Origin of the sequence: uncultured Nocardioides sp. (assembly GCF_902805925.1) — a bacterium.
In the GTDB taxonomy this organism is placed as follows: Bacteria; Actinomycetota; Actinomycetes; order Propionibacteriales; family Nocardioidaceae; genus Nocardioides.
Window position 1 is genome coordinate 1 of the sequence record NZ_CADCUP010000160.1, and the last position, 23,911, is coordinate 23,911.

Sequence of the window (23,911 nt, forward strand, 5' to 3'; positions counted from 1 at the left end):
GGACCCGCCTGCTGCATGAAGTACTGGGGCATGAGACGCCCGGAGGTGGAGGTCTCGGAGCCGAAGGTGAGGGTGTGCCCGGCCAGCGCCCGCAGGCCGTCGGTGCCCCGGAAGGGCTCGATGCCCGCGTCCTCGGTGGCGATGAAGAGGCTGCGGAAGTCGGCGTCGATGTCGCGCTGCGCGATGGCCTGGGCGTCGGGCACCCGGCTCCGCGCCTGGACGCCGGTCAGGCCTCCCATCCAGGCCAGGTCGATGTCCCCGACCTCGAAGGCGCGGACGACGGCGGTGTAGTCGGTCAGCGGCCGGTAGGTGACCTCCAGGCCGGTGTCCTCCGCCATCCTCTCGGCGACCTGCCCGTAGAGCCGGTTGAGGAGCTCGGGGTCCTGGTCGGGGATCGCCGAGATCCTGAGGACCCGGGAGGCTGCCGCCGGCTCGTCGTCGTCGCCGCAGGCGGCGAGGAGCAGCAGCCCCGAGGAGGCGGTGAGGAGTCCGCGGCGGGTGAGGGTCATCGGGTGCGTCCTTCGTCCAGGGACCCGCGCTCGGCGGGGACCGCATCGGTGGCGCGCGTCGGCGCCCTCGTGGAGCTGAGCGCGACGACGGCCAAGCAGAGGAGGACCGCGACGCTGGTGCCGTTGCCTCCGAGCAACGGGTCGGTGAAGCCGATCTGGGCCCGCAGCAGCACCGCGGCGGCCAGGGCGAGGCCCCCGCCCGCCAGGGCGGCGGCACGCATCCCCCGGGCCGCCAGCAGGAGGGCGACGCCGACCGCGACGAGCACCACGCCACCGAGCAGGTTGTAGGTGCCGAGGCTGAGCGAGGGATCGGTCGAGCGGAGTCCCGGCCCGGTCGGGTCCAGCGGGTCCCCGGCGGAGGCGAGCACGCTGAACAGGCCGACGACGACGGCGAGCGCCCCCCAGACCTGCTGCAGGCGGGCCGCTCGCGCGACGCCCGCGCGCACGGCGTCCACGGCGAGGACGCGTCCCGAGGAGCCGACGAGCAGCGCCACGTGGGCGGCGATCATGAGCCAGTAGGACCAGGGCCACTCCTCGGGCGCGTAGGCCACCGAGAGCCCGATCGCGAGCGACTGGGCGATGCCGAGCAGCGCGGCCGCGCGGACGTAGGTGCCGGTGAGCAGCAGCACCGCCAGCGCGGTCTCGGCGGCGAGGACCAGCCACCCGAACACCCCCAGGGTGGGCAGCGCCAGGTGCTCGACGAGCCAGCTGTACGGCGGGAGCACGGGGTGCTCGACCGCGTAGGAGGTGAACTTCCAGAGCCCGCTGCCGGAGTCCCGGCCGAAGTCGGGTGGGACCTTCCACGCGACGTTGTAGAGCCACATGAGCCCCACCACGACGCGGACGAAGGCCATGCCGACCCCCTGCCGCGTCGGCACGGGGTCGGCGTCGGGGGCGAGGAACCAGCGGACGGTGCCACCGGCGTCAGGCACAGCGGAACACTTCTCGCCCGGCTGCCGTCGCGGCGTCCTGGACGGCGACCGCGTCGCGCACGACGCCGATGACCTCGCTGACCGGCAGCGGCGCGTCGGCGATCCGCATGTTCGGGTTGGTGACCGCCACCGGGTGCCACCAGGCCCCGTCGACGGTCAGGGTCGGCTCGGGTTCGAGGTTGCCGAGGGAGACGTGGATCCCCTGGTCGGCGAAGCCCTCCTGCGCGACCGGCCGGATGACGCGGTCCTCGGCGGCGATGTGCAGGCTGTCGAGTCGCCGGTGGAGGTCCCGGACACCGGCCGGGTCCTCGTCGTACAGCGTCGCGGCGATGCGCACCCGGAAGCCGAGGGAGGCGGCCAGCTCGATGCCGCTCAGCGCCTTGCTCCACGAGCCCGCTCCCCGCTGCCGGTCGTGGAGGTCGGCCGTGGCGCTGTCCAGGCTGACCTGGAGGGTCACCGAGCGGTCGAGCGCCTCGAGCACCTCCCGGCGGCGGCCCCGCTGGAGGATCATCGCGTTGGTGAGCACGGTGCGCTCGAGCCCCTCGGCGGCCTCGACGAGCGCGCCCAGGTCGGGGTGCATGAACGGCTCGCCCCCGGTGATGAAGACCTCCCGCCCCCCGATCGCGCCGAACTCCTCGAACGCCTGCCGGGCGGTCTCGACGGGGAACCGGCGGGCCTGCGCCTTCGGCGAGGACTGCGAGCAGCAGTAGTCACACGCCAGGTTGCAGTCGAAGTTCGAGTAGACCCACAGCCGCTGACCGACCGGGGTGCGTGATCCGGTGCTGAAGACGGTGCTGGTCTGCGCACCTGCCTTCTCCACGACGAACCACCACGGCCCGGACTCCGACTGCGCGTGCCGCGCGACGATGTCGTGGCCGACCAGGTCGGCCCACTCCGGCAGGTCCACCGTGACGCTCGGCTCCGCGCTGCGGATGCCGAGGTGACCGCCCTCGCCCAGCCGACGCATCGAGCGGGTGATGAGCAGCAGCAGGCCGCTGCCGCAGTCGAGGTCACCGCCGTCGACGAGCCGCTCGACCGGTCCCGCCGGGGTCGGCACGTGGTCCAGGCCCGGCTCGGGGAGCACCGTGGTGAGGACGGCGTCGGAGGACCTCATGTGAGCCACGCTACGTATTCGCCGCAAGGCCGGGGATGGACGGGACCGGGCGTCCAGGTCGTCGCGAGCGGTGGGGCCCGTCGCCGCCTCGACGTAGGTTGCGAGGATGAGCCGGCCCGAGCAGGTCTGGCGGCCCGAGGATGCCGCCGCGCGACGCGACTTCTGGGAGGACGTCCACGGCGGCAAGGACCTTGACGGGGTCTCGTGGTGGCAGTCGGTCCCCGGGCTCTCCCTGGGCCTGGTCGACGCGACCGACGTCGCGCCGGACGAACCGGTCATCGACGTCGGCGCCGGCTGGTCGACGCTCGCCGACCACCTGCTGGCACGCGGTCACACCGACGTCACGGCCGTCGACCTGTCGCGGACGGCGCTCGACACCGTGCGCGAGCGGGTGGGTGACGTCGGGCGGTCCCTGACGTTGCAGGTGGCCGACGTGCTGGACCTCGACACCGGGCGCCGGTACGCGCTGTGGCACGACCGAGCGGTCTTCCACTTCCTGACCGAGCCGGACGAGCGCGACGACTACCGGGCGTCCCTCGAGCGGAACCTGCGGCCCGGTGGGTGGTTCGTCATCGCCACCTTCGGCCCGGACGGCCCGACCACGTGCAGCGGCCTGCCGATCGTGCGCTACAGCCACGAGGAGCTCGCCGCGGAGTTCCCCGGCTACACGCTGGTCGACACCGCCGGTGAGGACCACCTGACACCGTGGGGCACCAACCAGCAGTTCACCGCGGTGCTGCTGCGGGGACCGCAGCGCTGAGCCGCCCGGACAGCGCCCGTCGGGTCAGCGGGTCCGGCGCAGCAACGACCGGAGCCTCCGGCCCGACGCGCCGCCGGCCGCGCCCGCGGTCCCGTGTCCGGCTCCTGCCGCCCGCCGGCGAGGGGCGCCGACCCCGCGGCCGCCCCGTCCCCGCGCCCCCATCAGCCGACCGACGATGTTCGTGAGTCCCGCCATGACTGCCTCCTGCTCGTTGTCGGTGAGCCTTCCCCCCGAGGCCCGGATCCATCCCAGGTCGGACCCGATCAGCCCGCCAGGGACCCGGCGAAGACCTGCCACGCCAAGGCGGACTTCGCGCCGAGGCTGAGCACCAGGTACGCCTTCTCGCCGAACGCGTAGCTGCGCCACGGGCCGACCTCGCGGTACTGCAGGTACTGGTTGAGCGCGAAGGACATGAAGAACACGAACAGCGAGAAGAAGATCCCGTAGACGAAGCCCGGGATCGTCTCGGCGCCGACGATGTTCAAGGTGATGGCGGCCCAAGGAGCAGCGCCGGCGACGCAGCCGAACCAGAAGGGCAGCATGGTGGTCGAGCTGCGGCCGGGCGGGTTCATCTCCTCCTGGAGCCACCCGAACAGGATCATCGCCACGTTGGCGCCGATGATCGCGATCGCGGTGGTGAGCTGGGTGATGCCGGCGTAGAAGGCGATGAGCAGGACCATGATGGTGGCACTGACGGAGTACTCGATCCAGCGGAACCGGTTGATCCCGCGCCTCAAGTCGCTCTCGTAGCGGCCGCGGAGCACGGTCGCCGTCATCCCGTGGTCGAGCGCAGCCAGGGCCAGGAACGCGGCGATGGCGGCGCCGACGGGGACGGAGAAGGCGGTGGACGGCGCCGGGATCCGGGTGCCGGGCGGCCCCTCCGGGAAGGCCGTGGACAGGTCGATGGCGAAGTCGGTCGCCAGGACAAGCACCGCGACCGCCTGCGCCGTGTGAAGCACGGTCAGGCCGAGGTTCCAGCGCCGCAGGCCCGCGAGTCGCGCGTCGTCGACCCCGCTCGCGGCGGGTGGGGCGGTGCGGGACGAGTGCTCGTGGCCGGTCACCCGGTCAGTATGGCGAGGCGCCCCTCAGCCCGGGCGCTCGACGAGCTCCGTTGCGCGTCGACGCCCTGGCTGGTCTCTTGCACGTCGCGACTCATCGCGCCGGCGAGCGTGGCCGAGGGATCGTCACGCTGGTCGGTCGTCACGAGGCTCACGGAGCGGATCGTGCGCCGACCTTCCCTGGTCGGTGTCCTGCTCAGCGCCCCGGCTATCGTCGCGACCGTGCCCGGTCACCAGCGCATCTTCGTGGTCAGCACCACGGACGACGAGGTCGCCCTGCGGGGCGTCCGTGGCGACCTCAGCCGCGACCCGATAGTCCTCACCGCTCCGACGGCCGACGCCGAGCGGGTGGTGCGCAGCCTCGCAGCGCCGCCGCGGGTAGAGGTGTTGCTCGCCCCGGTGAGCTACCCGCGGTCGGACCGGGGTCATCAGCTGGACGAGCTGGTCCGGCGCCACGCCCTGCCCGACCGGTTCCGGGATGTGGTGGTGGTGACCGACCCCGCGACGGCGACCCTGCTCCTGCGGGTGCTGGCCCCCGACCAGCTGCCCACCGGAGGCGCGGTCACCGTGGTGGGGCTCGCGCGGGGGGACCGACCCGTCGCCGTACGCCGTGCCGTCGCGTCCGGGCTGGCCCTGGGCGTCGCGACGACCCTGGTGCCGCCGCCGCTCCCGGTCCTCGCGTCGCCGGGACTGGTGGCGCTGGCCGGGCTCGGACTGCTGCTCGTGGTGCCGTTGCGACACCTCGGCCGCGAGCTGCTGCTGATCGCGGGCATCGCTGTTGCGGTGGCCTTCCTGCTGGTCGCGGGGTCGGCACGGTTCCCCGGCGGCTGGTGAGGTGGCCCAGCCTTGAGGAGGCCGGATCTGCCTCGACCGATCAGCTGCACACCCGCGACCAGCCACCGCGCTGTCGCCCGGGCGCGCACGTCGGCAGCCGTCTGTCAGCCTGCCGTCAGTGCCTTCCAGTAGACGACCTTGTGGTCGCCAGGCCCGTAGTACTCACGGATGCGAGCCTCCTCGTCGAAGCCACGCGCTCGATAGAATGCCCGCGCAGCGGCGTACTGCTCGGTGCTGGATGTCTCCACGATGAGCACGCGGGCAGCCTCGCTGCCAGCAGCGCGCAGCAGCTGCTCGACGTACCCGATCAGCCGGCTTGCGGTGCCGCGGCCGTGAGCGGCGGGGGAGACCGCGAGGAAGTAGAGGTTCCAGAGCCGGTCCGCGAAGGGTTCGGGTGCGACGTACGCCGCAGCAGTGACCCGGTCGTCGGAGTCCACCACGACGTGCCACTGGTGCCCGTCCTCCTCACCGCTCGTCGCGGACCGGAAGGCGGACCTCAGGCCCTCGAGCTCGTCAGGGCCGAACATGTCGTTGACCAGCGCGAGCTCCATCACGGCGGCTTCGTCCTGAGCCGTGGCGGGGCGGATGGGGTCCATGTGCACCATCATCCGGGTGGGGCCGCGGAACGCATACCTGGCGTGCACGCGGGCACTTGATGGGTTCCCAGGGTAGGAGGAAGCTATGAGAGCCGTCGTGTGGCACAGGTCGGGAAACGTCCGCCTGGACGTTGTGATGCGGTCGAGAGCACACGCGTTCCGCACGGTCCCCTCGCACGCTCCGGCGGCCTGACGTGGCTCGAGAGCGCCTGGTCGCCGACCTGGTCGTCGAGCGCCTGCTCGCGTGGGACGTCCACCGGGTGTTCGGCTACTCCGGCGACGGGATCAACGGCCTGATGGGGGCTCTGCGCCGGGCGGGTGGTGACCCCGAGTTCGTGCAGGCTCGTCACGAGGAGAACGCTGCGCTGATGGCGGTCGGCCACACGAAGTACACCGGTGGAGTCGGCGTGTTCACCAGCACCCAAGGCCCTGGCGCGGTGCACCTCCTCAACGGCCTCTACGACGCCAAGCTCGACCACCAGCCGGTCGTCGCGATCGTCGGCCAGCAGCCCACGACGGCGCTCGGCGCCGAGTATCAGCAGGAGATCGACCTCAGCAGCCTCTTCAAGGACGTGGCTGCGCAGTACGTCCAGGCGGTCCTGGCGCCGGAGCAGGCCGCCATGGTGGTGGACCGGGCCTTCCGTACGGCGCTGGCCACCCGCTCACCCTGCGTCGTGATCCTGCCGCACGACGTACAGGTCGCGCCGGCCCCCGACGAGCTGCCGCACGCCCATGCTGTCGTCCCGACGGTGCCGCAGTGGCGGACACCCCGGGTGGTCCCCACGGACGAGGACCTCGCCGAGGCTGCTGCCGTGCTCAACGCCGGCGAGCGGGTCGCGCTGCTGGTCGGACAAGGGGCTCGCCAGGCCGGCGACCAGGTGCGAGCCGTGGCCGAGCGGCTCGGTGCAGGCGTCACCACGAGCCTGTTGGGCAAGCCGTGGTGGGACGAGACGCTGCCGACGAGCTGCGGGGTCATGGGTCACCTCGGGACCACGGCGTCGGGATGGCTCCTGGACCAGTGCGACACCCTCCTGGTCGTCGGCAGCAATGATCCGTGGACGGAGTTCTATCCCGCACCGGGCCAGGCCAGAGCGGTGCAGGTCGACCTCGACGGCCGGCACCTCGGCAACCGCTACCCGGTCGAGGTCGGCCTGGTCGGCGACGCGAGGGAGACGCTGACCGCACTCCTGCCTCTCCTCGACGACGCCCGTGACCGAGCCTGGACCGACGAGGTCGCGGAACAGGTGACCCGGTGGCACGGCATCGCCCAGCAGCGGGCGGACACATCCGCCGAGCCGCTCAGTCCCGAGTGCGTCGTGCGCGCCCTGACACCGAGGCTGCCCGGCGACGCGCGGGTCAGTGTGGACGTGGGGTCGGTGACGTACTGGTATGCCCGCCACCTCACGCTTCCCCCCGGGGTGCCGGCGCACCTGTCCTCGACGCTGGCCTCGATGGGATCGGGCCTGCCGTACGGCCTCGCCGCCAAGCTCGACACCCCGGACCGCCCGGTCGTGGCCCTCGTCGGCGACGGCGCCATGCAGATGAACGGCATCGCCGAGCTCGTCACCGTCGCTCACCGCTGGCACGACTGGGCCGACCCGCGGTTCGTCGTCCTGGTGCTGCACAACCAGGACCTGGCCGAGGTGACGTGGGAGCAGCGCGAGACCGAGGGCGACCCGCGTTTCGACGCGAGCCAGACACTGCCCGCCTTTCCCTATGCCGAGTACGCCGAGCTGCTGGGCCTCGACGGGATCAGGATCAACCGCCCCGACGACGTCGACGCCGCCTGGGACCGGGCGTTGGCTGCGGACCGGCCGGTGGTGCTGGAAGCGATCGTGGACCCCGACGTCCCCCTGCTCCCGCCGTTTCCCGGCGGCAAGCAGAAGCTCGACAGCTTCCGGCGAGGACTGGAGCAGGAGGACGACAGTGCGCACGCCCGCGCGCTGCTCGACGAGCAAGCCGACCAGGAGGAGTCATGACCGCCAAGGCAGGGGAGAAGGCTCAGAAGACGGGCGACTTCTACTGCGCGTCGTGCGACGAGAAGGTCCACGCCACGAAGGGGCAGAAGATCCCGGAGTGCCCGAACGGGCACAAGAGGTTCGAAGCGCGGCGCAACGAGCCGGGGAACAAGAGCTGAGGTCGCTGAGCGTCGGTGTCCTAGAAGGTCGCGAGTGGCTCGCCCACGTGGCGAGGGCGGATCGATTCCTCATGGGCGGGTACCGGGAAGACTCCGTCGAAGCGGTGTATCAGGCGCCGCACCAGGAGGAGACATGACCACGAAGGTGCAGAAGAGCATCACCGTCGACGTACCGGTGACCATGGCGTACAACCAGTGGACCCAGTTCGAGGAGTTCCCCCAGTTCATGGGTGGCGTCCAGAAGGTCGAGCAGCTCAACGACCGGCGGCTCCACTGGGTCGCTGAGATCGCCGGGGTCAAGCGCGAGTGGTACGCCGAGATCCTCGAGCAACGCCAGGACGAGAAGGTTGCCTGGGCTGCCAGCGAGGGAGCCACGAATGCCGGCGCAGTGACCTTCGCGCCGAACGGCGCCGGTCGGACGCTGGTCACACTCGACCTCGAGTACGAGCCGGAGGGCCTGGTGGAGAAGGCGGGTGACGCGCTCAACATCGTCGAGCGACAGGCGAAGTCCGACCTCGAGAAGTTCAAGACCTTCATCGAGTCGCGAAGCCACGAGACGGGCGCTTGGCGGGGCGAGGTCGAGGGACAGGCTGGGACTCCCAATGTTGAGGCAGCCGGCTCCTCGGAAGGCGACCGCGGAAAGGCTGGCATCTCCGCCAAGGCCGCAGCCGCCGGGGTGGCCGCCGTGGCCGGAGCCGCAGCGGTGGCGGCCAAGAGGAGCGGCACGGCCGAAGGGTCGGAGACCGGGACGGTCGAGCCTGTCAGCCCGCCGCCGGAGCCCGACGAGGTCGATGTCGTCGTCGTTGAGGACGGCGGCCTCCCGGCGACCACGGATGCCGCTGTGGTGGACGACACCACTACGCTCGACGACTCCGCTCCTGGCCTGAGGGGCGACAACACTCGCGACCTCAGCTGAGTTCTCAACGAGGGTAGTCGTGTCCCACCTGCCGCAATTGGAACACCGCGTCTTTTCCGCCGCGACTGGGACTCGGTTCCAACTCGGCTACAACCGGGTCCTGCCGCAGGAGGTCGAATGGGCGGCTGTGGGATGCCGCTTGCACTCCTACTGACATCGGCTCGGTCTGGCATAGTGCCACCACCGATGAGTGTTTGAGGTTGGGTAGGCGGGAAGCCGCGATGACAGACCAAACTGGGAAGCCACTGTTTCGGACACGCACGTCCACAGTCACCAAAGTGTTGCGAAGCCCAGCGTTCCTTCACTCGCGCGAGCAGTCAGCCGCTATCGCCGAGCACCCGGATGAGTTGCGTGCCTTAGCTGCTCTGGTGGAAAGCCTGGACCACACGAACGCGCCGCTTGCGGTGGTAGCGGACCGGGTCGTCGCGGCTGTCCGCTTCCTGCACGATCGCGCGAACCACTTGCACACTGCCACTGCCCCGACTGACAACATGCCCGAATTGGCGGAACTGCGAGAAGGTCTAGCACAGACGGCAGCCGTCGCTGCTCGCGAGCGACTGCTCATTGCGAGCCTTCACTACCTGGTGACCCCAGTCGACCTCGTCCCGGACTTCCACGCGGGCGGGTACATCGATGATGTGGTGCTACTGGCCTGGGTCTTCGGGGTCGCAAGCAGCGAACTCACGCCATATCTGCCCGACGATCTCGACGGCGGCGAAACGGCATCGACGGAGACCTGATCAATTGCGTTCGTTGCAGGCGGTCGCCTGGCGCGTCATAGCGCCGCCTTATGACTGTCAAGACTTGAAAGTGCGTCGGTGCTCCGCGGTCACGATGGAGCCGTGCTGGGTTCGATACCGGTTGCATCGGGCTCCCCTCCCCGCCTTCGCCGCACACCACCGCAGGGCGGCTGCGAACCAACATAGGCAGTGTGCACTTTCGCGCTCAGAGCGTGGGGCTGAGTCTCGCCCGCCAACATTGCAAAGGGAGAGTGCAGTCTGCCGGTGTCAGGGGCAGTGCCCCCGCTGGGTGGTGGGCTCTGAAAGGTGATCCTCGGTGCCTACTCGCCGCTGTCTAGCGCGGCGATGGTGCCAGCATCGCCGTTGGGCTTGAGCAGCGCCATGGAGCCTTCGGAAAGGTAGCGGCGGTCGCCTGATTGCCATTCGTCGTGCATGTCGGCGAGCACCGCGCCGACGAGCCGGATCACGGCGGCGTCGTTGGGAAAGATGCCGACTGCCCGAGCTCGACGTTTTGATCTCCTTGTTCACCCGCTCCAACGGGTTCGTGGACCAGGTCTTCGACCAGTGCGCTCGTGGGAACGCGGTGAAGGCCAGCACCTCGGCCTTAGCCTGGTCCATCAGCGGCCCGATCTTCGGGAAGGACTTGGCCAGCTGGTCCCGGACCTCGTCCCAGGTCGCCGCCACGGTCCCGGCGTCGGGTTGGGAAAGATGGTGCGGAACACCGCGGCGACCATGTCGGTGTGGGACGTGCGCACCAGGGCCAGCAGGTTGCGGGCGAAGTGCACCCGGCACCGTTGATGCGCGGGGCCCTGACAGGAGCGTTTGAGCGCGGCGACGAGGCCGGCGTGCTGGTCGGAGATCACCAGCCGCACCCCACCGAGTCCGCGCTTCTTCAAGTCGGTGAGGAACGCCCGCCAGAACACCTCGTCCTCGGAGTCGCCGACGTCGAGGCCGAGGACCTCGCGGCCGCCGTCGGCGTTCATCCCGGTGGCCACGACCACGGCCATCGACACCACCTGGGAGGCTTGGCTGCGGACGTGGAGGTGGGTGGCGTCTAGGTAGACGTAGTCGACGCCGAGGGCGGCGACCAGGTCGTCGACGGAGCGGGTGGAGACGCCGCAGACGTAGGCCTCCATCACCACCGCATACTGCGCTTGGTCGATCCGGCGGGGTTCGAGGATGACCGGGAGGTACGACCCCTTCCGCAGCTTGGGGATCCACAACTCGACGTCGCCGACCTGGGTGGCCAGCAACCGGTTCCGGGCACCGTTGCGCTCGGTGACCCGGGTATCGGTGCGCTCCTACTTGGCGGCGCCGATCTTCTCGGTCGCCTCGGCTTCGATCAACTCTTGCATGACCATCCGGACCGATTCGCGGATGGAGTCGACATCGTCGCCGATGCGGACTGCGTCGAGGAGCTCGGACACGGCAGACTGGGACAAGGCCATCGGTGGGTTCCCTTCGGTGAGTGCTTGGCCGTACACACCAAAGATCTCGCCGATGGCCCCTATCCGCTCGGAGCCGCTTAGTCACTCCAAACCCCGCACTCCACGGGACGCCTACGCTGGCGTCGACCCTGCGGGTGGGGCTCGGTCTGTGCGGGCCCATTGCTAACCTGCACGGATGAGCGACAGCACCCCGTCGCCCGCCGGTGCGCCGGCTTCGCACGACTGGTTCCTCAACCGCCTCCAGCCGGGTGGACACGTCGACGACGCCGGCCGGTACGTCCTGGAGAGGCGCATCGCCACAGGCGGCATGGGCGAGGTGTGGGCTGCGCGTGACACCGTGCTGGAGCGCCCAGTCGCGGCGAAGGTGTTGAGGACGGAGCTCGCTGATGACTCGGTGTTCCGGGCGCGGTTCGTCACCGAGGCACGCAACGCTGGAGCCCTGCACCACCCCGGCATCGCAGCCGTGTTCGACTACGGGGAAGCGCGACCGGGTGACGGATCTGACGCCCAACGGCCCTACCTCGTCATGGAACTCGTCAAGGGCGAACCGCTGTCCACGGTCCTTGCCTCCGGTCAGCCGCTCGACGCTGACGTCGCGCGCAGCCTCCTCACCCAAGCTGCGCTGGCGCTCGGCTTCGCCCACGAGGCCGGTATCGTCCACCGTGACGTCAAGCCCGCCAACCTCCTCGTCACGGCCGACCGGCACATCAAGGTCACCGACTTCGGCATCGCCCGTGCCACGGACGGCCTTGCGCTCACCGAGGTCGGCCAGGTTCTCGGGACACCGGCCTACATCGCACCCGAGCAGGCTCGTGGCGATGACGCCACCCCAGCATCAGACGTCTACTCACTGGGTGTTGTGGCATACGAATGCCTCACCGGACACAGGCCGTACGTCGCCGACACCCCGGTGGCCACCGCGCTCGCTCACCTCCACCAACCCGTGCCAGAGCTGCCCGACACGGTGCCGGCCCACACTCGTGAGGTTGTACGACGTGCGCTGGCCAAGGACCCCCAGGACCGCTACCCGAACGGCAAAGCCTTCGCCCACGCGCTCGCGGGCCCCCGCGCCGACGCCACCCTCGCTGTTCCCGCCGCGGCGACCGGGAGCACGACCACGCGGGTGTTGCCCACTGGTGCGCCTGCGGGCACCACTTCGATCCGTCCTCCGTCGTCGGCGACCGCTGCCCCCGCCAGCGCACACGGCGGCGGCCTGCCCCGATGGTTGTTGGCCGGGGTGGTCGCAGCGGCCGTGGCGATGGTCCTGATCGTGTGGCTCGCCACCCGCGGTGAGAACCCCGCAGACCCCGCAGACCCAGTCGAGCCACAAGACGCCCCCAGCCAGAACGCCACGCAAACGCCCACGCAGACACCCACGCAGGAGTCGTCACCGCCAGAGCCGGCCACCGCACAGGTCGACCCGGACGCCTACCTCGGCCGCGACCACAAGGACGTCACCAAGGAGCTACAGGCACTCGGCCTCACGGTCACCGAGGAGGAGGTCGCCAACCCTGGCGACGTCGGTGAAGGGCTGGTCACCGCCCTCCAGCCGACCGGAGCCGTGCCGCTGGAGGAGCCTGTCGTCGTCTCCTACGCCGGAAAGCAGCCCGAAGGCGAAGGTGACGGTAACGAAGGCGGGGGCAACGAGGGCGAAGGCAACGGCAACGAGGGCAGGGGCAACGGCAACGAGGGCGGAGGCAACGGGAACGAGGGCGGGGGCAACGGGAACGAGGGTGGAGGCAACGGCAACGAGGGCGGTGGAAACGGCGGGGAAGGCAATGGCACCCAGGGGCGCGACGGGTAGGTCAGCCGGGCTCTTCGTCGCCGTCGCCGCTACCGCCTCCACGGCGTCGTCGACCTTCTCCAGCTGCTTGCCCAGCACGGGGACCTGCTCGCTGGGAGCAGCCTCCCCTCCGCCGCACCCGGCAAGGGCCGCTGCCATGACCAGGGAGCTGCAGGGGCGACGCCGCGACATGTCGTGCCGCTGCCATCCGCCGCCTTTGCTCGTCAACCACGGCAAGCGCGTCGGCGGCCGCGCCGGATGAAGTCCTTCCACGCCCTCCCCGCGACTAGATGTGTGACTGACGGACGCCTATGACAGTGGGTCTTGGGCTTCCTGGCGGAGGCGTTCGTACGGTGTTTGCCCGTCGAGTGCGCCGTGAGGGCGATCGTAGTTGTAGTAGTCCTCCCACTGGAACGAGCGTGGATGCCCCTCGCTCGAGCAGCCTCCTACTTCAGTAGCTTGGGACTGCTGCACGATCGGACGACAGATTGACATGCCCCATGAGTAGGACGCCGGTTCACCTGTGACGCAAGGCTGACGCGGGCGTCTCTCCGCCGCCGAAGCAGGGGTGCGATTCAACCCACGAGACGTCCTCGGCGTCAGTCCGCAGCCGTGACTCGGACCTCGAGCCGTTGAGCAGGTCGGTCTCGTCCGTCCTTCTCACGCACGCGGGTGCCTTCATGCCGGTAGACGCCGTCCCAGGAGCCAGCCGGGAAGCGCGCGGCCTCTTGGTCGCCGACGTACACCGTGAGGACGTTGTCGTCGTCGCGGTAGTGCGTTGCTTCCAAGAAGGTGTGGTCGACATGATGGTCGTAGCGCAGAAGGACGGTGATCACCCGACCACTGTGGCGCACCGAGGAGTGCCTGACTACGCCGGCTGGGCCCAGTCGAGCCCTGCCTGCACACCCAAGGCAGCCACGGGACGAGCTGGAGCGAGTCCCGGCCGAACGGGCGCGCCATACCGCCGCCCGACCCCCGGCCTACCTCCGCCGAAGGAACGCGACCGCGCGGCCCCGGACCTCGGTCTTGGCGTAGGCAGGGTGGGGGTGGCGTCGGCAGCGGAGGAGTCCGTCGCGGCAGGCCAGCCGACGGGGGGCGCGGCGCTGAGCCGCTCACCGGTGTCGAGCAGGCGGCCCTCAGGCCCCCACGGAGGGAGTCGAGCGTCATGGTCACCACGACGGTCGTGTTGGCTCCGCCGGTCTGGGCAGCCGGTCGGCGGTGCAGGTCTCGATGAGCTCGCAGAGTGCCTGCCCCAGCCGCTGGCGTGAGGGGCGGCCGGGCACGGGGGCCCGGCCGTCGACCGAGGCCCGGTGCTTGGGCGCTGCGAAGGCGAGCAGCGCCCTTCTTGAGCATGGCGGCCGTGGGGGTCGGGATGGTGAACTGCCCGAGGACCTCCGACTCGTGGCGGTCGGCGGTGGCAGGGTCGACCACCTCGAGCAGTCGCCTGCCGAGGCGGCGCAGGGCGGTGGCGTCGTGGGCCTTCGCCTCGGTGAGCAGAACCGCTCGGCCTCGGCCACGACCGCGGGCTCGACGCCATCGGGAAGGGCGTCGACGGACTCGACGACCGCCCGCGCCTGGTCCGGCAACAGGTCGCCGGCGCCGAGCGCGGCACGGACCGGCTCGTGACCGGCTCCGAGGGCGCGGGCCAGCGCCATCGTGCGGATGGCCTCCGGCTGGGACATCCGGCTCTGGTGGGCCCACCACGTCGCCGTCGACCGGGCACCGGTCTCCTCCCCCACCGCCCGGGTGGCGGCCTGCACGGCCACCCGCAGCTCGAGCTCGTGCACGCGGGCCGCAGCATCGACGACGACGTCGAGCTGCTCGTCCGCGCGAGCGGCGGCGACGGCGATCGGGTGCCGCCGATCGAGGGTGTCGGTGCTGCTGCTCATGGGTCCATGCAGCCATCGGCCACCGACAGTCTCAGGCGTGGAACAAGGGCTCTCCGCAGCTCATCAGGCCAGGCCGTGGACCTGACTTTCCCGCTCAGTCACGGCGCGCAGCAAGACGGAACTCAGTCGCCCAGCTCGGCGCGCCGGCGGACGACGTACTCCTCGAGCTCGAGGCGGATCGCGTCGTCGAGCGGCGGCTGCTCGTACTCGGTGAGCTTCTTGCGGTAGATCTCGGCGGCGCGGTCGTTGGCGTCCTTGCCGCCGTTGCGCATCCACCGCTCGTAGTTGTCGGAGGAGGAGAGCATGGGGCGGTAGAAGCAGGTGCGGAAGCGCTCCATGGTGTGCATGGCGCCCAGGAAGTGGCCGCCGTGGCCGACCTCCTCGTGGGCGCCGAACGCCATCGAGTCCTCGTCGATCTCCATCGGCGTGAACTCCGCCTGCATCATCTGGAGCAGCTCGACGTCCACGATGAACTTCTCGTAGCCCGCGACCAGGCCGCCCTCGAGCCAGCCGGCGGAGTGCATCACCCAGTTCGCGCCGGCGAGGAAGGTCGGCATCATCGTCATCAGCGCCTCGTAGCCGGCCTGCGCGTCGGCGACCTGCGAGGAGGTCAGGCCGCCGCCGGTGCGGAACGGCAGCCCGAAGTGCCGGGCGATCTGGCCGGTGCACAGCAGCCCGATGCCGGACTCCGGGGTGCCGAAGGTGGGCGAGCCGGACTGCATGTCGATGTTGGAGAGGAACGACCCGAAGATCACCGGCGTGCCGGGGCGGATCAGCTGCGACAGCGCGATGCCCGAGAGCGCCTCGACGATCTGCTGCACCAGGGCGGCCGGGATCGTCACCGGCGACATCGCGCCCATCAGGATGAACGGCGTCAGCACGACCGGCTGGCCGGCGGTGGAGTACTCGAACTGCGCCTCGAGCATGCGGTCGTCCCAGCGCAGCGGCGAGTTGCAGTTGATCAGCGAGATCGTCGAGGGCGTCGCCTCGATGGCCTCGCGCGAGCCGAAGAGGATCGAGGACATGGCCAGGGTGTCGGCGGCGTTCACGCCCGAGACGACGTTGCCCATGTAGACCTTGTCGGTGAGCGTCTGCAGCGCGTAGGTCATGTCGAGGTGGCGGCTGTCGAGCGGGGTGTCGTTCGGCTCGCAGATGACGCCGCCCGCCGAGTCGAGCACCGGGAACGACTGCGCCAGCTTGGTGAAGCTGCGGTAGTCCTCCATCGTGGCGTCACGGCGCACCTCGCCCTCGCGGACGAACGGCGGGCCGTAGACCGCGCCGAAGGCCATCGAGTCGCCCCCGATGTGGATCGAGTTCGCCGGGTTGCGCGCCTGGACGTCGAACTCGCGCGGCGCCTTGGCCACCTGCTCGAGCACGAAGTCGGGATCGAGGAAGACGGTGTTGTCCTCCACCCGCTGCCCGGCGCGCCGGAAGAGCTCGAGGGCCCGGTCGTCCATGAACTCGACGCCGATCTCGGTCATCAGCCGGCGCCACCCCTTGTCGAGGGTCGCCATCGCGTCCTCGGAGAGCACCTCGTAGCGCGGCATCGCGTTGCGGAACACGGGTCCTCCTGTCTCGGCGGGCCGCTTGACCGCGACGCCCGACGGCTCTTAACCTCATGATGTGGAACCAAGGTTCCACATCATGGAACTCAAGGGAAGCCCCCGCGGGCACCCACTGGAAGGAGTCGCCGTGAGCGACGCGGCAGGATCGGCGAGCGGCACCCGTGCGGTCGACCGCGCGGCCGACCTGGTGGCCACCGTCGTGCACGCCGACGAGCCGATGACCTTCGCCGAGCTCCAGGACGCCAGCGGGCTGGCCAAGTCGACGACGTCGCGGATGCTCACCGCCCTCGAGCGCTCGGGCCTGCTGGAGCGCGACGCCGCCGGCTCCTACGTGGCGGGCCGCCTCTTCTGGCTGTACGCCGCGCGGCACGACCCTTGGGACGAGCTGGTGCGGCTCGCCCGACCGACCATGGACCGGATCGGCGACGACACCGGCGAGACGGTGCACCTCAGCGTCGCCCGCGGCGAGCGGGTGGTGCAGGTCGCCCAGGTCGACTCCCGCTACCTCCTCGGCACCCGCGACTGGACCGAGATCGACGTCCCGGCCCACTGCTCGGCGCTCGGCAAGGTGTTCCTGGCCTGGGGCGCGCTCCCGGTGCCTGACGGCCCGCTGGAGCAGGCGACGCCGGCCACCATCGCCGACCCGGCCGTGCTGCGCCGTGAGGGTGCCCGCATCCGCGAGCACGGCTGGGCCCAGACCGCCGACGAGCTCGAGCTCGGCCTGACCGGCGTCGCCGTACCCCTGTTCGGGACGCGCGGCGAGGTGGTGGCCGCCCTCGGCATCTCCGGCCCCACCCCACGACTGGAGGGGCGGCTCGACGACGTCGGCCGCCACCTGCTCGACCACGCCGCCCAGCTCTCCACCCTGCTGAGCGGTCCGGCACGCGCTGACACACAGAAGGAGGGGGTGGTCGCATGACCCCGGAGGAGATCCTGCAAGGCCTCTACGACGAGACCCTGGTCGGCAACGCCCCGCGCGTGCTCGAGCTGACCAACGACGGGCTGGGCCTCGACATGGAGCCGCAGACCCTGCTCTTCGACGCGCTCATCCCCTCCCTCGAGGAGGTCGGCGCGCGGTTCGAGCGGGGCGACTTCTTCGTTCCGGAGATGCTGATCGCCGGCCGTGCGATGGCCGGCGCGATGGAGCGGCTGCGACCGCTGCTGGCCGAGACGGGCGTCCAGACGGTGGGCAAGTTCCTGATGGGGACCGTCAAGGGCGACGTCCACGACATCGGCAAGAACCTGGTCAACATCATGCTCGAGGGCGCCGGCTTCGAGGTCATCGACCTCGGCGTGCAGGTCGCCCCGGAGAAGTTCGTGGCGGCGATCGAGGAGCACCAGCCCGACATCGTGGGCTTCTCCGCCTTCCTCACCACGACGATGCCGATGTTCAAGGCCAACCTGAACGCCCTCGACAAGGCCGGCATCCGGGACTCCGTGATCGTGATGGTCGGCGGGGCCCCCGTCACCCAGGAGTACGCCGACGCGGTGGGCGCCGACGGGTACGCCGCCGATGCCTCGCAGACGGTCAAGCGGGCCAAGGCGCTGCTGAACGAGAAGCGCGCGAAGGTCCCGGCCTGATGACGGCCCCGCGCCTCGAGACGATCCTCCGCTCGGCCACCCAGCAGGTGGTCATCGGCCACGACACGCGCTTCTGCCTGATCGGCGAGCGCATCAACCCGACCGGTCGCCGCATCTTCCAGGAGCAGCTGCGCGCCGGCGACCTCTCCGCGATCGAGCGCGACGTCAAGGCGCAGGTCGAGGGCGGCGCCGACGTGCTCGACATCAACATGGGCGTGCCGCTGACCGACGAGGCCGACCTGCTCGCGCGGGCCATCACCATGGTCCAGGAGCTCACCGACAAGCCCATCTGCATCGACTCCTCGGTCGTCGAGGCGCTCGAGGCGGGCCTGGCGGCCTACCAGGGCCGGGCCCTGGTCAACTCCATCACCGCCGAGGACGAGCGGATGGAGCAGATCCTGCCGCTGGTCAAGAGGTACGACGCCGCGGTCATCGCGCTGCCCAACGACTCCGACGAGATCCCGATGGAGGTCGAGAAGCGCATCGTGCTGACCCGCAAGATCATCGAGGTCGCCACCACCGAGTACGGCATCGCCGCCGCCGACATCGTCATCGACCCGCTCGCCATGCCGATCGGCGCCGACCAGGAGGTCGTCAACACCACCCTGGAGACCATGCGGCGGATCCGCGAGGAGTTCGGGGTCAACATGACCTGCGGGGCGTCCAACGTCTCCTTCGGCATGCCGGGGCGCCACACGATCGGTGCGGCGTTCCTGCCGATGGCGATGACCGCCGGCCTCACCTCCGCGATCATGGACACGCGCACGCCGCAGATCGTCGAGGCGGTCAAGGCCGCCGACCTGCTGCTGGGGCACGACGAGTGGGGCGGCAGCTGGATCGCGGCCCACCGGGCGCGGCAGGCGCGGGAAGCGGCAGCCGTCACGTGACCGACGGGCCCGACTTCTCCCTCGCCGACGTCGCCCGCGAGGGCCTGATCGAGCCGCCGGGGGCTGAGCCGCCCAGCCACGACGGCACCGGTCGCGTCGACCTGACCTTCACCGTGCACGCCAAGGGCGAGGACGGCACGGCGGTCGCGCCTACCCAGCGCGGGGTCCGGGTGCCCCCGGGAGTCACGGTCTTCGACGCCGCGTCGTGGAACGGCATCGCCGTCGACTCCACTTGCGGAGGCCACGGCACCTGCCACAAGTGCCGGGTCCGCGTCGAGGGCGGCGTCGTGCCCATCACGCGGCACGACGTGCGCACCTTCACCAGCGCCCAGATCGCCGAGGGCTGGCGGCTCGGCTGCCTGGTGCACGCCACCCGCGACCTCGCCGTGGAGGTCCCGCCCCTGACGACCCGGCCGAAGGCGGCCACCGTCGGCATCGGCCGCCAGGTGATCCTGCGGCCCGCCGTCCAGAAGCGGTACGTCGAGCTCGAGGAGGCCACCCTCGCCGACCAGCGCACCGACCTGGCCAGGCTGACCGACGCCATCGACGACCTCGAGCTCCGCGCCGACCTCCACGTCCTGCGCCGGCTCTCCACCGTGCTCCGCGAGGCCGACTTCAAGGTCACCGCGGTGGTCGTCGACGAGGACCTCGTCGACGTCGAGCCCGGCGACACCACCGGCGCCCGCTACGCCATCGCCTTCGACCTCGGCACGACCACGGTGGTCGGCACGCTGCTCGACGTCGGCACCGGCACCCCGCTCGCGGTCGCGTCCGTGCTGAACGCGCAGCAGCCGTTCGGCGGCGACGTCATCACCCGCATCAGCGCCACGATGATGGACAAGGACACCCTGGGCCGCCTCCAGGAGGCGGCGGGTGCCACCCTGGCCCGGCTGGCCGCCCAGGTCTGCCGCGAGGGCGGCGTCGACCCGGCCCAGGTCTACGAGGTGGCGGTCGCCGGCAACGCCACCATGACCGCGCTGGTGCTCGGCATCGACCCCGAGCCGCTGGGGGTCGCGCCGTTCATCATGTCGACCGCGCAGCCGCCGGCCGTCCTCGCCTCCGACATCGGCCTGACCCTCCACCCGCGGGCCCGCGCCTTCTTCTTCCCCGCACTGGGCGCGTACGTCGGCGGCGACATCGTCGCCGGCATGCTCGCCACCGGCATGGACCGCGACAAGCGCACCCGCCTCTTCATCGACGTGGGCACCAACTGCGAGATCGTGCTGAGCGACGGCGACACCATCCTCTCGACCGCGGCCCCGGCCGGTCCCGCCTTCGAGGGCGGGGCGATCCGGTGCGGCATGCGGGCCGCCGACGGCGCCATCGAGGTGGTCACGGTCGACCCGCACGCCCTCGGCGACGACCCGGCGGTCACCCTCGGGGTCATCGGCGACGTGGAGGCGCGCGGCCTGTGCGGCTCGGGCCTGGTCGACGCGGTGGCCGAGCTGGTGCGGGTGGGGCTGCTCGACGGCACGGGCCGTCTGGTGCCCGACGAGCACGCCAAGGAGATCGCCCCCGCGCTCGCCGACCGGCTGGCGCGGATCGGCGAGGAGCGGGTCTTCCTGCTCCACCGGCCCACCCCGGAGGCGGAGCCCGCCGAGTGCGTCTACCTCTCCCAGCGCGACGTCCGCGAGCTCCAGTTCGCCAAGGCCGCCATCTCGACCGGCTGGAGCCTGCTCCTGGACCAGCTGGGCCTCGAGCACCGCGACGTCCAGCAGGTGCTCCTCGCCGGCTCCTTCGGCAGCTACCTCTCCCCCGCCTCGGCGATCCGCATCGGGCTGGTGCCCAAGCTGCCGGTCCTGCGGATCGTGGCCGCGGGCAACGTCGCGGGCGAGGGGGCGAAGATGGCGCTGCTGTCGGTGCGCGAGCGGGCCGGCGCCCGGGCGCTGCTGGAGGAGGTGACCTATGTCGAGCTCTCCGACCGCCCCGACTTCAACGACGCCTTCGTCGAGCAGCTCTCCTTCTAGTCGCACCGCCGTCATCGCGTGCGGTGCCATTGCCCAGCCGGTCGCCGCCGTCGTCGCGCGGCGCGGCTGGCCGGTCGACGTCCACCCGCTTCCGCCCCTGCTCCACAACCAGCCGCAGCTCATCGCGGACCAGGTGCGCGCGCTCGCCGGGCGATTGCGGCCGTCGTACTCCCGGCTGGTCGTGGGGTACGCCGACTGCGGCACGTACGGCGCCCTCGACGAGGTGTGCCGCGACCTGGGGCTGGAGCGGCTGCCGGGCCTGCACTGCTACGACCTGTACGCCGGCGCCTCGCGGGTGGAGAGCTTCTTCTCCGAGCAGCCCGGCACCTACCTGCTGACCGACTTCCTGGTGCGCTCGTTCTCCCGCACGGTGGTCCGCGAGCTGGGCCTGGACCGCCACCCCGAGCTGCGCGACGCCTACTTCGCCCACTACACGCGGGTGGTGTGGCTGGCCCAGGAGCCCGACGACGAGCTGCGCGCACTGGCTAGGGACGCCGCCGACCGGATAGGTCTCCCCCTCACGGTCGTCGAGACCGGGCACCACGGTCTCGAGGAGGCCCTGGCCGTCCTGGTGGCGTAGCGCCTCACAGCCGGCGCAGCAGGTCGGTGCGCCAGGCCTCGGTCTCGGCGACCTGGTTGAAGGTGAAGACGTGCAGCCCCTCGACGAGGGCGCCGGGCTGGGCGAGCGCCGGGGCGCACCTCTCGAGGAAGCGCTCGCCGGTGAAGCCACCGGGCGCGGCCAGGCGGGCGAACAGCCCCTTGTTCTTGGCCAGGAACTTGGTCGACTCCCCGACCCCGATCTTGGTGGCCATGCCGAGCAGCTTGGCGCGCTCGACGGGGCCGGGGATGCCGAGCAGCAGCGGCGTGGTGACGCCGCGGGCCCGCAGCCGGTGCAGCCAGCTGCCGATGGCGGCGGGGTCGAAGGTCAGGTTGCTGACCACGTGGGTGGCGTAGCGGCGCTTGTCCCACATCGACTGGATGGTCAGGTCGTCGGCGATCGTGGGGTGCGACTCCGGGTAGCCGGTGATGCCGACGTGGGCGAAGGGGCTGCCCAGGGTGGCGAGGTCCACGAGCAGCCCGAGGGCGTCCAGGTAGTCGCCGGCCGGCTCGGCGTCCCCCCCGGGCACGAAGACGCGGGTGATGCCCTTGCCCGTGAGGCGCTCGGCGATCTCGGCCAGCTCGGAGCGGCCGCTGACCATCCGTGCCGCCAGGTGCGGCACCACGACGTAGCCGTGCCCGGCCAGGCGCTCGGCCAGGTCGAGCGTGGCCTCGAGCCCCTTGCCGGGCGAGGCGGTGACGGTGACCTCCCGGTCCCGGGGCAGATGCTCGAGCACCTTGTCCTCGATGGAGGCGGTGGGCAGCACCTCGTAGCGGGCGTTGGTCACCAGCCGGGTGAGGGTCGCGGCGTGTCGGGTGTTGCGCATGGGGCAACTCGTTTCGTGATGCGCATCAGGCCCTGCCCACCCTACCGGCTCTCCCGGCTCGGGTACAGGGCCCGGAACGCCGTCAGGGCGGCCACCCGGTGGGGTGGCCGCCCTGCGGCGTGGTCGGTGAGGACCGGTGGTTCAGTACGTCACTTGACGGTGACGCTGGCGCCGGCCGCCTCGAGGGCGTCCTTCGCCTTGTCGGCCGCAGCCTTGTCGACCCGCTCGAGGATCGCCTTGGGGGCGGCCTCCACGAGGTCCTTGGCCTCCTTCAGACCGAGGGAGGTCAGCGCGCGGACCTCCTTGATGACGTTGATCTTCTTGTCACCAGCGGCCTCGAGGACGACGTCGAACTCGTCCTGCTCGGCAGCGGCCTCGGCACCACCGGCGGCGCCGCCGGCGGCCGGGGCGGCGGCCACGGCGACGGGAGCGGCGGCGGTCACGCCGAAGGTGTCCTCGAACTGCTTCACGAACTCGGAGAGCTCGATGAGGGTCATCTCCTTGAACGCGTCGAGGAGCTCGTCAGTGCTGAGCTTCGCCATGAGGGCGTTTCCTTCCATTCGGTGGCCGGGCCGCGGTCGCGGTCCGGCCGGGATTCAGGTGGTGGTACGACGGATGACCGGTGAGGGTCAGGCGTCGGTGGTCTCGGCTGCCTCGTCGGTCGCCTCCGCAGCGGGGGCGGCGGCGTCCTCGGACGGAGCAGCCTCCTCGGCGGGAGCGGCCTCGTCGGCGGCCGGGGCCTCCTCGGCAGCGGGAGCGGCCGGCGTGCCGGCACCACCTGCGAGGATCGAGGGGTCTTCCTCAGCCTTGGCCTGCAGGGCGCCGGCGAGCCGGGCAGCCTGCGCGAGCGGGGCGTTGAGGAGGTGGACGGCCTGGGACAGCGAGGCGAGCATGGCGCCCGCGAGCATGCCCAGCAGCACCTCGCGCGACTCGAGGTCGGCCAGCTTGGCCACCTCTGCCGCGTCCAGCGCGTTGCCCTCCAGGACTCCACCCTTGATGATCAGGGCGGGGTTTGCCTTGGCGAAGTCACGCAGACCCTTGGCAGCCTCGACGACGTCGCCCGAGATGAAGGCGATGGCGGTGGGGCCGTTGAGCAGGTCGTCGAAGCCGTCGATCCCCGCGTCCTTGGCGGCGATCTTGGCGAGCGTGTTCTTGACCACGGCGTAGCTGGCGTTCTCGCCGAGGGAGCGCCGCAGTTCCTGCAGCTGCTTCACGGTGAGACCGCGGTACTCGGTCAGCACAGCACCGGCGGAACCGTTGAACGACTCAACGATCTCCGCGACGGCAGCAGTCTTGTCTGGCCGCGCCATGGGTCTCCTTCCGGACGGGGAGACCACCGCGACGGGGCCGGGAAGCACGAACGCCCCGAGCACAGGCTCGAGGCGTGGACGTCGCAGCCGGAGCTGCTGTCTTGCTCTCACCTGCGCGGGCCGTCCGCTCTCGCGGAACCTTCGGTCGGGCTGCATGCACAGTCTGACTACCGGCGGTCTCTGGTTTCTTCGCAGAAGACTACGCCGTGGCGCCGGGGCGGCCAAATCCGGGCGTTCGGCCGCGCGCGACCCTGCCCCGTGGTGGCGATCTCGGCCTCCGACCGGCGAGGCCGATGTCGTGCTGATCCCGAGCAACAGGGCCGACATGGTCGCCCGCCACCACCTCGTGTACGGCGCCGACAACGGCGATCACTTCAAGGCCTGGTCGGTCGTCACGGTCGAGAGGAACCGCGCCGGCCGCACCGGCGGCGAGGTGGAGTTCCACAAGCAGCTCGAGTGCG

At 71.0% G+C, this 23,911-nt stretch carries 24 protein-coding genes and 1 pseudogene; 12 read left to right on the top strand and 13 right to left on the bottom strand.

What is annotated here, in order from left to right; genetic code table 11:
• The 3 genes from QZX64_RS11515 to QZX64_RS11525 all read right to left on the bottom strand — a co-directional run.
• Positions 1-509: PhnD/SsuA/transferrin family substrate-binding protein (locus QZX64_RS11515; protein WP_295659857.1), on the bottom strand; the 509-nt coding region annotated here is incomplete at its 3' end.
• Complete coding sequence (locus QZX64_RS11520; protein ID WP_295659860.1) at positions 506-1,441, bottom strand: hypothetical protein; 936 nt, start codon at positions 1,439-1,441, stop codon at positions 506-508. The genes QZX64_RS11520 and QZX64_RS11515, both read right to left, overlap by 4 nt.
• The gene (locus tag QZX64_RS11525; RefSeq protein ID WP_295659863.1) at positions 1,434-2,555 is read right to left on the bottom strand and encodes a radical SAM protein; all 1,122 of its coding nucleotides are present in this window, start codon (positions 2,553-2,555) and stop codon (positions 1,434-1,436) included. Before QZX64_RS11525 ends, QZX64_RS11520 begins: the two co-directional genes overlap by 8 nt.
• Positions 2,556-2,661: 106 nt before the next feature.
• Here QZX64_RS11525 and QZX64_RS11530 point away from each other — a divergent pair, with 106 nt between their 5' ends.
• On the top strand, positions 2,662-3,315 hold the full coding sequence (locus QZX64_RS11530) for a cyclopropane-fatty-acyl-phospholipid synthase family protein (RefSeq protein ID WP_295659865.1): 654 nt from the start codon (positions 2,662-2,664) through the stop codon (positions 3,313-3,315).
• A gap of 263 nt (positions 3,316-3,578) precedes the next feature.
• On the opposite strand, the gene heR is transcribed toward QZX64_RS11530, so the two are convergent.
• Together heR and QZX64_RS11540 are read right to left on the bottom strand one after the other, a co-directional pair.
• A complete protein-coding gene (heR, locus tag QZX64_RS11535) occupies positions 3,579-4,376 on the bottom strand; it encodes a heliorhodopsin HeR (RefSeq protein WP_295659868.1) in 798 nt (265 codons plus the stop codon).
• Positions 4,373-4,528, bottom strand: a complete 156-nt coding sequence (locus QZX64_RS11540; protein WP_295659871.1) for a hypothetical protein — start codon at positions 4,526-4,528, stop codon at positions 4,373-4,375. The genes heR and QZX64_RS11540 overlap by 4 nt, the downstream gene beginning before the upstream one ends.
• Before the next feature lie 10 nt (positions 4,529-4,538).
• Here QZX64_RS11540 and QZX64_RS11545 point away from each other — a divergent pair, with 10 nt between their 5' ends.
• Positions 4,539-5,207, top strand: a complete 669-nt coding sequence (locus tag QZX64_RS11545) for a hypothetical protein (protein ID WP_295659873.1) — start codon at positions 4,539-4,541, stop codon at positions 5,205-5,207.
• 104 nt (positions 5,208-5,311) lie between these two features.
• Here QZX64_RS11545 and QZX64_RS11550 read toward each other — a convergent pair whose 3' ends face one another.
• Complete coding sequence (locus QZX64_RS11550) at positions 5,312-5,803, bottom strand: GNAT family N-acetyltransferase (RefSeq protein WP_295659875.1); 492 nt, start codon at positions 5,801-5,803, stop codon at positions 5,312-5,314.
• A gap of 194 nt (positions 5,804-5,997) precedes the next feature.
• Between QZX64_RS11550 and QZX64_RS11555 the strand changes: the two genes are divergently transcribed.
• From QZX64_RS11555 to QZX64_RS11570, 4 genes are all read left to right on the top strand, one after another.
• Positions 5,998-7,782 carry a thiamine pyrophosphate-requiring protein gene (locus tag QZX64_RS11555; RefSeq protein WP_295659877.1) on the top strand — a complete coding sequence of 595 codons (1,785 nt, stop codon included), beginning with the start codon at positions 5,998-6,000 and terminating at the stop codon, positions 7,780-7,782.
• Complete coding sequence (locus QZX64_RS11560) at positions 7,779-7,940, top strand: hypothetical protein (RefSeq protein WP_295659880.1); 162 nt, start codon at positions 7,779-7,781, stop codon at positions 7,938-7,940. The genes QZX64_RS11555 and QZX64_RS11560 overlap by 4 nt, the downstream gene beginning before the upstream one ends.
• 133 nt (positions 7,941-8,073) lie before the next feature.
• On the top strand, positions 8,074-8,856 hold the full coding sequence (locus QZX64_RS11565; protein WP_295659883.1) for an SRPBCC family protein: 783 nt from the start codon (positions 8,074-8,076) through the stop codon (positions 8,854-8,856).
• A 368-nt stretch (positions 8,857-9,224) separates the two neighbouring features.
• Positions 9,225-9,596, top strand: a complete 372-nt coding sequence (locus tag QZX64_RS11570; RefSeq protein WP_295659886.1) for a YkvA family protein — start codon at positions 9,225-9,227, stop codon at positions 9,594-9,596.
• Positions 9,597-9,916: 320 nt separating this feature from the next.
• Here the strand turns inward: QZX64_RS11570 and QZX64_RS11575 are convergent.
• Positions 9,917-11,044: pseudogene (locus tag QZX64_RS11575) on the bottom strand (IS256 family transposase).
• A 175-nt stretch (positions 11,045-11,219) separates the two neighbouring features.
• On the opposite strand from QZX64_RS11575, the gene QZX64_RS11580 reads away from it, so the two are divergent.
• Complete coding sequence (locus QZX64_RS11580; protein WP_295659888.1) at positions 11,220-12,848, top strand: serine/threonine-protein kinase; 1,629 nt, start codon at positions 11,220-11,222, stop codon at positions 12,846-12,848.
• A gap of 578 nt (positions 12,849-13,426) precedes the next feature.
• Here QZX64_RS11580 and QZX64_RS11585 read toward each other — a convergent pair.
• The 3 genes from QZX64_RS11585 to QZX64_RS11595 form a co-directional block, all read right to left on the bottom strand.
• On the bottom strand, positions 13,427-13,663 hold the full coding sequence (locus QZX64_RS11585) for a hypothetical protein (RefSeq protein ID WP_295659890.1): 237 nt from the start codon (positions 13,661-13,663) through the stop codon (positions 13,427-13,429).
• Positions 13,664-13,996: 333 nt separating this feature from the next.
• A complete protein-coding gene (locus tag QZX64_RS11590; protein WP_295659892.1) occupies positions 13,997-14,716 on the bottom strand; it encodes a DUF222 domain-containing protein in 720 nt (239 codons plus the stop codon).
• Positions 14,717-14,838: 122 nt separating this feature from the next.
• Positions 14,839-16,278 (bottom strand): trimethylamine methyltransferase family protein, encoded by a 1,440-nt coding sequence (locus QZX64_RS11595; protein ID WP_295659895.1) that lies wholly within the window; start codon positions 16,276-16,278, stop codon positions 14,839-14,841.
• A 130-nt stretch (positions 16,279-16,408) separates the two neighbouring features.
• Between QZX64_RS11595 and QZX64_RS11600 the strand changes: the two genes are divergently transcribed.
• The 5 genes from QZX64_RS11600 to QZX64_RS11620 are packed head-to-tail and all read left to right on the top strand — an operon-like array spanning position 16,409 to position 21,296.
• Positions 16,409-17,200: an IclR family transcriptional regulator gene (locus QZX64_RS11600; RefSeq protein ID WP_295659898.1), complete on the top strand. Its 792-nt coding sequence runs from the start codon at positions 16,409-16,411 to the stop codon at positions 17,198-17,200.
• Complete coding sequence (locus tag QZX64_RS11605) at positions 17,197-17,862, top strand: corrinoid protein (protein ID WP_295659902.1); 666 nt, start codon at positions 17,197-17,199, stop codon at positions 17,860-17,862. Before QZX64_RS11600 ends, QZX64_RS11605 begins: the two co-directional genes overlap by 4 nt.
• Entirely contained in the window at positions 17,862-18,749 is an 888-nt protein-coding gene (locus QZX64_RS11610; protein ID WP_295659906.1) for a dihydropteroate synthase, read from the top strand. Before QZX64_RS11605 ends, QZX64_RS11610 begins: the two co-directional genes overlap by 1 nt.
• Positions 18,746-20,716, top strand: a complete 1,971-nt coding sequence (locus QZX64_RS11615) for an ASKHA domain-containing protein (protein WP_295659910.1) — start codon at positions 18,746-18,748, stop codon at positions 20,714-20,716. Before QZX64_RS11610 ends, QZX64_RS11615 begins: the two co-directional genes overlap by 4 nt.
• Complete coding sequence (locus tag QZX64_RS11620; RefSeq protein WP_295659912.1) at positions 20,655-21,296, top strand: DUF1638 domain-containing protein; 642 nt, start codon at positions 20,655-20,657, stop codon at positions 21,294-21,296. Before QZX64_RS11615 ends, QZX64_RS11620 begins: the two co-directional genes overlap by 62 nt.
• 4 nt (positions 21,297-21,300) lie before the next feature.
• On the opposite strand, the gene QZX64_RS11625 is transcribed toward QZX64_RS11620, so the two are convergent.
• From QZX64_RS11625 to rplJ, 3 genes are all read right to left on the bottom strand, one after another.
• Positions 21,301-22,140, bottom strand: coding sequence for a methylenetetrahydrofolate reductase (locus QZX64_RS11625; protein ID WP_295659915.1), 840 nt, complete (start codon positions 22,138-22,140; stop codon positions 21,301-21,303).
• Positions 22,141-22,289: 149 nt separating this feature from the next.
• Positions 22,290-22,682 carry a 50S ribosomal protein L7/L12 gene (gene rplL, locus QZX64_RS11630; RefSeq protein WP_295659918.1) on the bottom strand — a complete coding sequence of 131 codons (393 nt, stop codon included), beginning with the start codon at positions 22,680-22,682 and terminating at the stop codon, positions 22,290-22,292.
• 87 nt (positions 22,683-22,769) lie between these two features.
• The gene (gene rplJ, locus QZX64_RS11635; protein ID WP_295659920.1) at positions 22,770-23,450 is read right to left on the bottom strand and encodes a 50S ribosomal protein L10; all 681 of its coding nucleotides are present in this window, start codon (positions 23,448-23,450) and stop codon (positions 22,770-22,772) included.
• Positions 23,451-23,911 lie beyond the last annotated feature (461 nt).

Bases quoted from the DNA above. Each gene is read 5' to 3' on its own strand.
- QZX64_RS11525 (WP_295659863.1), bottom strand. From the start codon at position 2,555: ATGAGGTCCTCCGACGCCGTCCTCACCACGGTGCTCCCCGAGCCGGGC.
- QZX64_RS11530 (WP_295659865.1), top strand. From the start codon at position 2,662: ATGAGCCGGCCCGAGCAGGTCTGGCGGCCCGAGGATGCCGCCGCGCGA.
- QZX64_RS11550 (WP_295659875.1), bottom strand. From the start codon at position 5,803: ATGGACCCCATCCGCCCCGCCACGGCTCAGGACGAAGCCGCCGTGATG.
- QZX64_RS11560 (WP_295659880.1), top strand. From the start codon at position 7,779: ATGACCGCCAAGGCAGGGGAGAAGGCTCAGAAGACGGGCGACTTCTAC.
- QZX64_RS11565 (WP_295659883.1), top strand. From the start codon at position 8,074: ATGACCACGAAGGTGCAGAAGAGCATCACCGTCGACGTACCGGTGACC.
- QZX64_RS11580 (WP_295659888.1), top strand. From the start codon at position 11,220: ATGAGCGACAGCACCCCGTCGCCCGCCGGTGCGCCGGCTTCGCACGAC.
- QZX64_RS11590 (WP_295659892.1), bottom strand. From the start codon at position 14,716: ATGAGCAGCAGCACCGACACCCTCGATCGGCGGCACCCGATCGCCGTC.
- QZX64_RS11605 (WP_295659902.1), top strand. From the start codon at position 17,197: ATGACCCCGGAGGAGATCCTGCAAGGCCTCTACGACGAGACCCTGGTC.
- QZX64_RS11610 (WP_295659906.1), top strand. From the start codon at position 17,862: ATGACGGCCCCGCGCCTCGAGACGATCCTCCGCTCGGCCACCCAGCAG.
- QZX64_RS11620 (WP_295659912.1), top strand. From the start codon at position 20,655: ATGTCGAGCTCTCCGACCGCCCCGACTTCAACGACGCCTTCGTCGAGC.
- QZX64_RS11625 (WP_295659915.1), bottom strand. From the start codon at position 22,140: ATGCGCAACACCCGACACGCCGCGACCCTCACCCGGCTGGTGACCAAC.
- rplL (WP_295659918.1), bottom strand. From the start codon at position 22,682: ATGGCGAAGCTCAGCACTGACGAGCTCCTCGACGCGTTCAAGGAGATG.
- rplJ (WP_295659920.1), bottom strand. From the start codon at position 23,450: ATGGCGCGGCCAGACAAGACTGCTGCCGTCGCGGAGATCGTTGAGTCG.